At 46.4% G+C, this 10429-nt stretch carries 12 protein-coding genes and 3 pseudogenes; 10 read left to right on the top strand and 5 right to left on the bottom strand.

The window, feature by feature from the left end:
* The 4 genes and pseudogenes from Xmir_RS29385 to Xmir_RS16190 form a co-directional block, all read left to right on the top strand.
* Window positions 1-705: pseudogene (locus Xmir_RS29385) on the top strand (hypothetical protein); the annotation flags it as partial.
* A 4-nt stretch (window positions 706-709) separates the two neighbouring features.
* Complete coding sequence (locus Xmir_RS16200) at window positions 710-1048, top strand: hypothetical protein (protein WP_099115221.1); 339 nt, start codon at window positions 710-712, stop codon at window positions 1046-1048.
* Window positions 1049-1225: 177 nt separating this feature from the next.
* Entirely contained in the window at window positions 1226-1561 is a 336-nt protein-coding gene (locus Xmir_RS16195; protein ID WP_099115214.1) for a type II toxin-antitoxin system RelE/ParE family toxin, read from the top strand.
* An 8-nt stretch (window positions 1562-1569) separates the two neighbouring features.
* Complete coding sequence (locus Xmir_RS16190) at window positions 1570-1863, top strand: helix-turn-helix domain-containing protein (protein ID WP_099115213.1); 294 nt, start codon at window positions 1570-1572, stop codon at window positions 1861-1863.
* Window positions 1864-2182: 319 nt separating this feature from the next.
* On the opposite strand, the gene Xmir_RS16185 is transcribed toward Xmir_RS16190, so the two are convergent.
* The 4 genes and pseudogenes from Xmir_RS16185 to Xmir_RS16170 all read right to left on the bottom strand — a co-directional run.
* Complete coding sequence (locus Xmir_RS16185; RefSeq protein ID WP_244170963.1) at window positions 2183-3082, bottom strand: phage portal protein; 900 nt, start codon at window positions 3080-3082, stop codon at window positions 2183-2185.
* Window positions 3083-3142: 60 nt separating this feature from the next.
* Window positions 3143-4060 (bottom strand): DUF1266 domain-containing protein, encoded by a 918-nt coding sequence (locus tag Xmir_RS16180; protein ID WP_099115212.1) that lies wholly within the window; start codon window positions 4058-4060, stop codon window positions 3143-3145.
* A gap of 248 nt (window positions 4061-4308) precedes the next feature.
* On the bottom strand, window positions 4309-4620 hold the full coding sequence (locus Xmir_RS16175) for a transposase (RefSeq protein WP_244170962.1): 312 nt from the start codon (window positions 4618-4620) through the stop codon (window positions 4309-4311).
* Window positions 4621-4645: 25 nt separating this feature from the next.
* A pseudogene (locus Xmir_RS16170) lies at window positions 4646-4891 on the bottom strand (IS630 transposase-related protein); the annotation flags it as partial.
* A gap of 72 nt (window positions 4892-4963) precedes the next feature.
* Here Xmir_RS16170 and Xmir_RS16165 point away from each other — a divergent pair.
* The 3 genes and pseudogenes from Xmir_RS16165 to Xmir_RS29380 all read left to right on the top strand — a co-directional run.
* Window positions 4964-5362, top strand: coding sequence for a hypothetical protein (locus Xmir_RS16165; protein ID WP_167386000.1), 399 nt, complete (start codon window positions 4964-4966; stop codon window positions 5360-5362).
* A 359-nt stretch (window positions 5363-5721) separates the two neighbouring features.
* The gene (locus tag Xmir_RS16155) at window positions 5722-6315 is read left to right on the top strand and encodes a hypothetical protein (protein WP_145956915.1); all 594 of its coding nucleotides are present in this window, start codon (window positions 5722-5724) and stop codon (window positions 6313-6315) included.
* A 562-nt stretch (window positions 6316-6877) separates the two neighbouring features.
* Window positions 6878-7000, top strand: a pseudogene (locus Xmir_RS29380) (ISNCY family transposase); the annotation flags it as partial.
* Window positions 7001-7276: 276 nt separating this feature from the next.
* Here Xmir_RS29380 and Xmir_RS16145 read toward each other — a convergent pair.
* Window positions 7277-8935, bottom strand: a complete 1659-nt coding sequence (locus Xmir_RS16145) for an FAD-dependent oxidoreductase (protein WP_099115219.1) — start codon at window positions 8933-8935, stop codon at window positions 7277-7279.
* Between the two features lie 164 nt (window positions 8936-9099).
* On the opposite strand from Xmir_RS16145, the gene Xmir_RS16140 reads away from it, so the two are divergent.
* Genes Xmir_RS16140 through Xmir_RS16130 form a run of 3 tightly spaced genes read left to right on the top strand, consistent with a single transcriptional unit; the run spans window position 9100 to window position 10291 of the window.
* A complete protein-coding gene (locus Xmir_RS16140; RefSeq protein ID WP_244170960.1) occupies window positions 9100-9432 on the top strand; it encodes an ArsR/SmtB family transcription factor in 333 nt (110 codons plus the stop codon).
* The gene (locus tag Xmir_RS16135) at window positions 9422-9850 is read left to right on the top strand and encodes a YeeE/YedE family protein (RefSeq protein ID WP_099115208.1); all 429 of its coding nucleotides are present in this window, start codon (window positions 9422-9424) and stop codon (window positions 9848-9850) included. Before Xmir_RS16140 ends, Xmir_RS16135 begins: the two co-directional genes overlap by 11 nt.
* Window positions 9851-9871: 21 nt before the next feature.
* Window positions 9872-10291 (top strand): DUF6691 family protein, encoded by a 420-nt coding sequence (locus Xmir_RS16130; RefSeq protein ID WP_099115207.1) that lies wholly within the window; start codon window positions 9872-9874, stop codon window positions 10289-10291.
* Window positions 10292-10429 lie beyond the last annotated feature (138 nt).

The following is a 10429-nucleotide window of genomic DNA, read 5'->3' as shown; positions in this document are numbered from 1 at the left end:
AAATTCAGACATAAAAAACCGGCCTCAGATGATTGTCTGAGGCCGATTATGACTTATCTCAGTTGGCTTAAGCGAGCGGTATTACGGCTATGCCGGGGGATACTTACTCACGATGCAAAATTTGAAAAATTAGCTAAATGGGTACTTCAGAATGAGGACTGGAAACGGTGTCACCGTGATCGGGTTCGTGCTGACTATATGAGCCAGTTTATTAATCACTGGTGGTTACGTTTATACGGCAGTGATTCACATTGGTCAAAAAAGTATCAACATTGGCAAGTCAACGAATTGGAAAACGAATTTGCTTTGATATTTTTTGAACAATCACTGTATTCATTACAGTTAGAGTCAAAATTTGAGGTGATATATAAACGCCGCGCTGATATTCCATCACACCTAAAAACCGCTAGTTTTTTCGTAAATGAGAAGTGGTATCGGGATGAGTTGATCGCATGTGCTGCATACATCGGTAAAAAGCAGGCGTGGCCTCTGTATAATATTATGGAAGCAGAGCGAATTTGTCAGCTGTATCCACTGAGATGCTCTTGTCCAGACGATTATTCAGAACTGTTAACCAAATCTCAGCTCAAAAAAATGGGATTTTCTGATCCTGACATTCAGTCAATGATTCCGGTCTGTGAACGACAAAATCGATATAATTCAGAATGGTACTGTTTGTATCAATTACCTCATGAACGGTGCTAATCAGATGGCTAAATCCCCCGCAGAACGGAAAGCCGCCCAGCGTCAACGCCAGCAGGAAGCTGGCGTCACTAAAATAGAATTGCTGGTCGATAATCAAGAACTGGATATGTTGAAGCGCAACTGTGCACTAAGGCGACCAGGGCGCGAGTTTTATGACGTGGTTGAATACCTGACGTTACTGATTCGTAAAGATGAGGCGGAGTTACGTCAGATAATGCAGGCACTATCAACGCGGCAGTGTGGCAAATGTGGTGATCCTCTTCCTGTGGCCGAGTGTTGTTTCTCTGGTGAATCAGCGTGCTGGAATACATTGGGCCGGCATGATTTGAAACTGTCATTGTGATGGTGTGACATGTCACGAAGTTTTCATTAAACCCGCTTTCAAGGCGGGTTATTGCTATATATGATGCCAGCGCTGGGTCTTATTAGCCCTTAAGTTAACTTAGCCTTTGTGCTAACTTAGCTCTTGCGCTAACTTAGTTTAAGAGCTATCCTTTAAGCATCAAGAGGGGATTGCCGAATGTTTGAAATTAAGTTTCATGATGCTTTTAAGGACGAATTAAAATCACTGCCCGATTCGCTGGAACTGCGCATAGTCGCGTTAATTAAGCGATTAAGGGAAAATCCAACCAGCCTGAGAGAGCCGCATTCAAAACCAATCGAGGGATACAAAGGGTTGTTTGAACTGAGAGCAAAAGCCAAAGACGGAATAGCCAGAAGTTTTTTTTGTTATGCCACCGGAAAGAAAATCTATTTGTTATGCTGCCTTGTGAAAAAAACCAATACCACTCCCCTGAATGAACTCAGGATAGCAATTACACGAAGAAATGAACTGACAAAACCATCAAAAGATTAAGAGGAAATATGATGCGTGATGATTTAGACCTCTACATTGAAGAAAGAACAAAAGAAAACCCTCTCTTTAAAGCCGCGTTAGCAGAAGAAGAGAAAGAGCTTGAGTTAGCGATTGAAATGCAAAATATGCTGGCTGAATGGCGAAGGAATGCAGGCATGACCAGCGCTCAGGTTGCTGAAAAAATGGGTATCAAGCCGCCGACTGTATCAAAAATAGAAAGAAATATCGTTAAGGCATCCATTGATACACTCAGTCGTTATGCCCGTGCCTGTGGTGTTAACGACATTAAAATACCGTTGTAATTAACGATTCGGTTATTTTTTGTTCTTAATATTACGGCTGCATCAAACTCTTGTTTCTGCGCACCAATCCGCAAGATCAAAAAAGGATCTCATACCCCGTCAAGCGCCAGTACGGGCGCTTCTCCGATGATCCCTTGCAACTGCATGAAAAGCACTGCATTTAGTGGGCAGGCGCGGCGGGGTCACGACTGCGCGCGGCGGTGTGTGATCCCTGTGCCCAGCCTCAAATTTTCACTGCGCAATCATTACATGGGTAACTACATTTCATTCAGGCAAAAAAAGACCGCCCCGCAGGCGGCCATATCATCAACGGTGGAGTTCAGTCGTTTTCGTCGGTCTCCAGTGAATAGCGCTCAAACCGGCTCACCTCTTCCCCGAGCCAGTCATTGAGCTGTTTCATCTTGCTTTGCAACGGCATCAGTTCATTGCGCACAAACACTTTGGCCGCTTTTTCCACATCGCCGAAGCCGCCGGTATTCTGCGGGATAATCCCCATCATTTGCGGCGGCACACGGTGCGCGGCGAGAATGTCGTCCCGGCTGGTATTCTTGATATTCAGGAATTCATCTTTGGCCGCCGTCTCTGAGAGCGGGATGGTCTGGATACCGTCTTTCTTGCCGCCGGGCGCATACAGGAACAGGTTGCGGAAATTGCCCGGCCCTTTCGAATGTTTCAGCGCATCACGGATATTGTTGACATCCGAAATATTCTGTGACGCATCGCTGATATACAGGATATAGCCCGCGTGGCTGCCGTTCAGGTAATACTTGCGCCGGAACAGGGTCGCCGATTCATTCAACAGTGCCGAGGGCAGCGCCGCCAGATATTCGGGCAGGCCGTACAGCTCCTGATTGATGTCAGGTTCAATCAGGTGGAACACCTGCCCCGTCTCAAACGCATACGGCTGGCTCTGGTAGCCATAGCGCACAAACCAGTAAGTCTCCAAATCTTCCCCGCGCCGGGTGAACTTGGCCGGACAGTGGTTCAGGCTTAAGGGCTGGCCGAGGCGGTTCTTGCGCAGTTCCAGATAGGCATTGCCGAACAGCATAAAATCCAGCGCCCACGAATCAAACACCTGCCGGCTCAGTAACCGGTGGGGAACAAAGGTGCTGGTCAGAATGTTGCGTTTCACATACACCGCACTGCTGTGGTGCGGGGCCGAGCGGAACGACAACGCCAGCCCGTTGAAGCTGATTGGGGGTTCATACCAGTTATCCAATGGCCGGAGCAACCGAAATGAAAAAAGGGGCGCAATGCCCCTGCTGATATTCTATTTGGCTTATTTTAATCCAGTGGTACTCAGATGCGATTGGATGATGTTATTGAGTTCATCAACACTGGCAACCACACCGTTCTCATCTTCTAATTCCAAACTGGCTATCGCCTCGGCAAATGACATGGTATCCGTGGCGGAAAGTAACGCATTCCAGTTAATCATATTTGCAGGGCTGTTCTTGTCCTGTAATAAATTATCGACGATAGCAAGGTAATCAGACTGGCTACTTGTCCATTGCGTATCCTGTGCCGACCAGAACCAGCGAGTGAGGAATAATTGGTTCCACAAATCCGCCCAGCTCGTATAGGTTTTACGCAAGCGCGGGGCTAACATTCGCGTCCAGGCTTTGGCTTCTTCGGCGGTAATGTATTTCAGCCTGGCACCTTCTAAACATAACATACTGAACCGGACATAATCCCAAGCCAGATAGTCCACATTCTGAATATTATTGGTATTGTGATACATCATTTTATATTGCCAGAGGATTTCTTGTTTTTCTGTTTCACCCCATTGGCTCTTTTCAATGCGGCTTAGTAAAGTGTCAAAATCTTGTTTTGTCATGTGAATGACATTGTCCCTCATGGCGTAATAATCGGTGGAATGACCGTCTACAATGAGCCAAAATAACTGCTGAAGTAAATCCTGCCGATTTTTGATCCCCCATGCTGAAGATAAGCCATTGTCCTCGGCGGTGTCAGGGGTATAGTCATTGATCGCATGCTCATTGAAAACCGCATAAGGTGCCCCCAGAATGATGCCCCAGTCTTCACTGGTCACTGGCGAGAGCGTGCTTTGCGTGGTGGTCTCAATCTCTTCTTTCCTGTTTTCTTTTGTTACATAAGGGGAAAAGTAGGCATAAATGCTATAACCCACACTCAGCAGGAAAAGAATTAAAGCCCCTACGCGTAAAAACAACGGCATAAAATCTCCATTTAATATGAGGTATTGAGAGAGGTAATAATAAAGATTTTTAGTGAGTCAAAAAACAGAAAAAAAGCGATCACATTATAAATATTGATCCCAGGACGCTCGTTTGCCTTTGTATCAGCCCCCACACAACCCCAACCCCCTGCATTTTATTGTAAAGCCGACCACCATAACGGCATCACCTTAACCGGAGTTTTTCGCTATGGCCCAAGACTATCACCACGGCGTGCGCGTGCAGGAAATCAACGAAGGCATCTGCTGTCTGCTATCGCTTGTTTCGTGTCATGTCGTTTATGGAAAGGGGCATTGTCCATGACTATCACTGCGTTACCCGGAAGCTTTGGCAGCAAATCTTGTGTCATCCAGGCATGAAAAACATCCGCATTGATGTTCCCGGCAAACAAGCTCACGGTGACGAAGGTCTTTTCGATGATCGCGCCAATAACATTAATACGCCCTTTAGCGTGCCAATTGTGTGTACCAAAACAACGCAACCCTTTCTCTGAATAACCGTGCAGGCGGGGCATTGACTGGGCAAAGCCGCTCTCATCCAAATAAACAATCGGTTTTCCCGCCTGTTCATAGTCGCTGATGCGTGCGATAAACGCTTGACGAGCCTGAGGATCGGCTTTGGGGTGTTTTAGCGTTTTTTTTACAGGTGAGGTTAAGCCATTTCAACGCGTAATGAACAGCAGACTGCGAGACCCCTAAGCGTTTTGCCCTTTCCCATTGATAATCATCAGGGAAATTTTGCACATCCGTGATAAGCACCTCATCACGGATTTTAGTGGGAGGTTTATCACGCGTCATACAAGGTTCTATTCTGAATAATATTAAGTACCAGATTCAGATTACTGTCCCCGATTCTGTCTCGGATGGCGTCCGGCATGGCATATAGTGGCGAATACCAGCTACATCATTGGCTTCCTCCAGAATATGGACAGATGGATGAGCCAGAACGGGACGGTGGAGGTGACCTTACCGAACTACCAAACGGTATCGTTGCAATCGATACGGGCATTGCAGGCAGCGATGGAGGGGAAGTTAGATAAAGGACAGAACGGCGCGGATATTCCCGATAAAGCGGCGTTTGTGAGGAATATTGGGGCTGCAACTCAGGGTTGGGTTATTGATAATGCTGCCGGCTACATTAAGTACAATATTATAGATGTCAATATCAATGAATTTACATCATGGATAACATCACGACCCCAAGGCGGCCATGCATTTCGTTTTTCAAATGGAAGTGGTGGAACCGGCCTTCCATGGTCATGTGGTTATGTGACGAGAATATAAGATACGTGGGGCGGCTTTGTTGCCGGCTATTACCGCGAAGTAACAGTTATATATGGCAATGATGATGGCGGTAATACCAAAATTAGCTACTTGTGGACGGATAAAAACACCATTGTTGATGGCAGTGGCTATCTCAAAAAATCCTCCCCCATCCTCCAAATCTACCCAGACGGCACCTTTAACGAACCGTGTGACTTACCCGCCGGCACTCGACTGGATGTCCGTGTCCAGATGCCGGAAGATTCGGTGTGGAATGTGAGGCAGGGGGGGGGTCAAGTTAGGGTAAGGTTTACACAGCAGCGCAGGGAGAGTAGGGTTAAGTATGTTCCTAATAAGCTGAGGGCATTAATATGAGAGACATGAAACTAATCGAAGTATTCCGGGACTCTTATGTATTCGAAGAGCAAACTGTATTAGGAAAAAAGCAGCTCACTATTGTATGCCATGGAACTACCGAAAACCCAAACAACACATATGCAGTTGTTGTAAATAATAATCAGCTTGGCCCAGCGCAACTTTCTCAGAATATTCACAATTGGGTGCGTGATGTAAATAATTTGCAAAGAGTTCGACTTGCTGCTTGCATGTCAGCAAATCCAGAACACGGAGCGGCAGCCCTCAACACTTCGTTTGCCTCGCAATTATCTGCTTTACTACCAAATACTTATGTCAGGGGATACGTAAGGGAGGTTACTACCACTCTCGAACCAAATGCTCTTAATTTTTTTTATCAAATGGGTGGGTGTGACATTGCTCAGGAGGGTGTGGCTAATTTATTTAGGATGATGAGGGAAGATCTTACCCGTCATTATCATAGCATAGTGTTCTTAAATGGAATGGTTGTCAGGCAAACTATAAACGGACATGATTTTCAAACTTTGGAAGATAACGGCATTGCCGGCTCCTTTGACATACTAAAATACAGTAAAATTCCAACCCCTCGATTCCCTTAATCTCTGGTACAGTGACAGAAATACGTAAAATCAATCAGTTAACTAAAGGGGACAATTGTCCTCTTTTAACCCATTGATTTAATTGAATTCCTGTCCTGAGCGGTAATTAAGCAAAATCAACCAGTTAGCTAAAGGTGAGATATCTCACTTTTAACTTGCTGCTTATTTCTGCGCAAATCCTCTACGGGATCAAAGTGATGGCCTCGGATAAATCAATGAGTTAACCAACTATTGGGGAAATCACTATAGTTGCCGCAAAGTGGGATATCCCATCTTGGGTATGGAGGAAATCACAACACCTTTGCTTTTGTACATGCGGGATGTTAAAGGGCAGAAATCTGCCCTTTAGTGATCGCGGTTCCTTTTTATCCTTACTCATGACGTGACCTTAAACTTTATCTATCTAACTAGCGCAAAATCCATTTCTATGTACTGCATTGTGTACGTTTTATGTTTGTACATGAATGTGTGCATATATAAGTTTATGAAGGCGATAATTTTACATAATTAATTGTTTTTATTTGGTAAAATAATATGTGCGCGTATTTGTTGTCAATGGGTTCCCAAATTGGTGGCACTATTGAATGCGGGTTATAATACAGCAGAGCAGCGCAATGTTGTGTTAAGCTATTTTTTACTGAATGGACATACGCTGGATCTCTCACAATTTATCCATCAACTGATATAACCCGGTGCTTATTCAAGAAGGTGAGCAGCTCATCTTTATCGCATTCTTTCTGCAAGCAACACACCCATTGTTGGTTTCTTTTTCCTAAACCAGCCTGGCAGAAGACAAACATCGTCGTCGCTACAAGGGATTTTTCACGCGCTAAACGTGATGACTCATATTGCAACCCCGTAGTTTTGATAAGAAGTCATTTGCTGCATCAACGTCACCAAAAACCAATTTGCACCCGCAAAATCTGATTACACGGTAAGCTGCGGGTGCGAAGATTAAGAGTTAACGGGAAGCGTTAACCATCAGCCAGGTTTTGTAACCCCCAGCCAAATTACGGGCCTGAAAACCAAAATGAGACAGTATTCGCCAGGCAACATGTCCACGCAATCCTGACTGACAGGCGATCAGAATTTCTTTGTTTTTTGGCAATTCATTGATTCGTTGGCGCAATTCATCAAGCGGGATGTGCAGGCCTAGCCCAAATTCGCCCAAGTTTTTGAGTTCTTCTGGCGTTCTGACATCCACTAGAATCTGCCGTTCAGGATCCAGCTGCTGGATATCATCTACGTGACAGATACGGGTACCACCATGTAGAACGTTACTGGCCACCATCCCAATTTGGTTGACGACGCTGCGGGCACTGTTGAAAGGTGGTGCGTAGGCGAATTCCAGGTTTTCCAGATCGTCAACGCTTAACCCTGCTCGCTGTGCGACGGCCAGAACATCGATAGCTTTATCAATACCGCGCTTTCCTACCGCCTGTGCGCCCAGAATGGTGCCAGAAACAGGTTGGAATAATAACTTGAGCGATATAGGTTGGCTACCGGGATAGTAGCTCGCGTGGTCGGCAGCATGGACAAAGACTTTTTCATAACAAAGGTTATCGCGCCGCAGGGCTTTCTCGTTCAACCCTACGCTGGCGATTGCGTAGTCAAATACCTTGCAGATTGCTGTTCCCTGACTACGTGGATAGCGACGTTTTCCGCCTAACATATTTTCAGCAGCGATACGTCCCTGACGGTTGGCCGGTCCAGCGAGTGGTATGAGGGTTGGTTTGCTGGTGACCCACTCGGTGGTTTCCACCACATCACCCACAGCATAAATATTCGGCACGGAGGTTTCCATATACTCGTCGACCTGAATACCACCGCTCTGGCCAATGGCTAATCCGGCGTTTCTGACCAGGGTTAGCTCTGGTTTTACGCCAATCGCCAGTACAATCATGTCGGTGCTCAGTGCCTCGTCGTTGTTCAGTGTGATATGGAGTTTGTCTTCCCCACTTATTTGTGCAATCTCCATGAGTCCCGTCCGTAAACGAAGATCAACATTATGCCGGCGGATTTCCTGATGTAATACTTCAGCCATCTCTGCATCAACCGGTGCCATCACCTGTGTACCCTGTTCCAGCAGCGTCACGGCAATACCACGATGCGAAAGTGCTTCCATCACTTCAAGCCCAATAAATCCGCCACCAACCACCGTTGCGTGTTGTGGATGGCGGTGTTCAATATGGGCGAGGATATTGTCCATATCCGATAACGATCGCAACGTAAATACACCTGGCTGGTGTATCCCTGGCATTGGTGGTACCACAGGTGATGCACCTGTGCTGAGTAACAGACGATCCCAGGATTCAGTGTAGATGTTGCCCGTTAGTGCATTTTTTATCTGAAGAGTTTTGGCGTTAGTATCTATGCTCAACACTTCATGCTGGAGGCGAACGTCAATCTTAAAGCGCTGCTGAAAATCTTCCGGCGTTTTCAGCACTAAGGACTCTCTTTTAGGAATGTCACCACCGATGTGATAGGGCAATCCACAATTGGCAAACGAGACATAGCTACCCTTTTCGAGCATGATAATCTCTGCAGTTTCTGACAGACGACGTGCCCTGACTGCTGCAGAGGCTCCACCTGCAACGCCACCGACAATCACGATTTTCATTTTTTTCATAGCCTTACCACCTGTTCTAATTACTCCAGAGAGAAACATTTAATGACGAAACAGCGATGGCTACCTGATCACACACGGTACTCATCTTGCACTACAATATACATTATTATATTATATAAAAAACTTAATAAAACGACTTTATCGTATAAGCCGCAATGAACAATATCAATCAACAGCAAATGCGTGCCGCCGCAGCCAGAACGGCAGGCATTCTCAAATCACTGGCAAATGAAGATCGACTGCTGCTTCTGTGCCATCTCAGCCAGGGAGAAGCTTCGGTCGGAGAAATGGAGACGGCATTGGCCATTACGCAACCCACTCTGTCACAACAGCTTGGGGTATTACGTCGACAAAATTTGGTTGAAACCCGTCGTGAGGGGAAACATATTTTCTATCGTATTGCCACTCAAGATGTACTGATATTGTTGACCACTTTGTATGAACTCTATTGTCCTAACACTGATGAGGATGTCTGCGATGATGATTGATATGGCACAGTTTACCCCTCTGCAAGGTTTTGTTGGGGGGCTCCTTATAGGGGCGGCCGCATGGGTGTTGATCCTGTTCTGTGGCAGGATAGCGGGTGTCAGCGGGATACTCGGCGGCGTATTGTCACGCTCTACGTTAGATAAAGGTTGGCGGCTGGCATTTTTGCTTGGTGTAGTGGCATCGCCCTCACTTTATCGTCTTGTCACGCCATTACCTTCCGTCGATTTGTCTGGATCGTGGTCGACACTGATCATCGCGGGAATATTGGTCGGTCTTGGCACACAGTATGGTTCCGGCTGTACCAGCGGACATGGCGTGTGTGGACTGTCGAGGCTGTCGGGACGTTCACTGGCGGCCACGGCGACCTTTATGATTGTAGCGTTTATCACTGTCTGGGTTATAGGATTTTGGCGTTAATGTCACCAACAGGAGCAAGCAATGAACAGCATTTTCTCGTTACTGGCAGGGTTATTGTTTGGTATTGGATTGATTGTCAGCGGCATGGCGGATCCGGGTAAAGTCATCGGTTTTCTGGATATTACCCGCGTTTGGGATCCCTCACTCGCGTTTGTTATGGGCGGAGCCATCAGCGTGGGTTTCTTTGCTTTCCGGATGGCGAAAAAAAGAAACCGTCCGGTGTGTGCGGAAAAAATGCACTTACCTACCGCGACGAAAATTGATAAGCGCCTTATTGGAGGGGGGATATTGTTTGGTATCGGTTGGGGTCTGGCCGGTATCTGTCCCGGCCCCGGATTGGTATTACTGGGGGCTGGCACGTTAAAAGGTCTCGTATTTGTGATTGCAATGGTGACTGGGATGCTGATCTTTCAATGGCTGGAAAAAGTGGCTAAGTCATGACCCCGCGTGGCTCCCGCCACGTCAGGATGTTGTCAGGGTCATTATGGTATCTAGTGGCGGTTCTGTCATTCAATTAATATCTTTAAGTTATGAATATTTTTTCATTCTGAAAATGGGAGGAAAGGTCGGGCCATAGGC

It is taken from the genome of Xenorhabdus miraniensis, assembly GCF_002632615.1.
This window is presented reverse-complemented; position numbering and strand designations above follow the sequence as displayed.

Coding starts and splice junctions, on each gene's coding strand:
- Xmir_RS16200 (WP_099115221.1), top strand. CDS start 710: ATGGCTAAATCCCCCGCAGAACGGAAAGCCGCCCAGCGTCAACGCCAG.
- Xmir_RS16195 (WP_099115214.1), top strand. CDS start 1,226: ATGTTTGAAATTAAGTTTCATGATGCTTTTAAGGACGAATTAAAATCA.
- Xmir_RS16190 (WP_099115213.1), top strand. CDS start 1,570: ATGATGCGTGATGATTTAGACCTCTACATTGAAGAAAGAACAAAAGAA.
- Xmir_RS16180 (WP_099115212.1), bottom strand. CDS start 4,060: ATGCCGTTGTTTTTACGCGTAGGGGCTTTAATTCTTTTCCTGCTGAGT.
- Xmir_RS16155 (WP_145956915.1), top strand. CDS start 5,722: ATGAAACTAATCGAAGTATTCCGGGACTCTTATGTATTCGAAGAGCAA.
- Xmir_RS16145 (WP_099115219.1), bottom strand. CDS start 8,935: ATGAAAATCGTGATTGTCGGTGGCGTTGCAGGTGGAGCCTCTGCAGCA.
- Xmir_RS16140 (WP_244170960.1), top strand. CDS start 9,100: ATGAACAATATCAATCAACAGCAAATGCGTGCCGCCGCAGCCAGAACG.
- Xmir_RS16135 (WP_099115208.1), top strand. CDS start 9,422: ATGATGATTGATATGGCACAGTTTACCCCTCTGCAAGGTTTTGTTGGG.
- Xmir_RS16130 (WP_099115207.1), top strand. CDS start 9,872: ATGAACAGCATTTTCTCGTTACTGGCAGGGTTATTGTTTGGTATTGGA.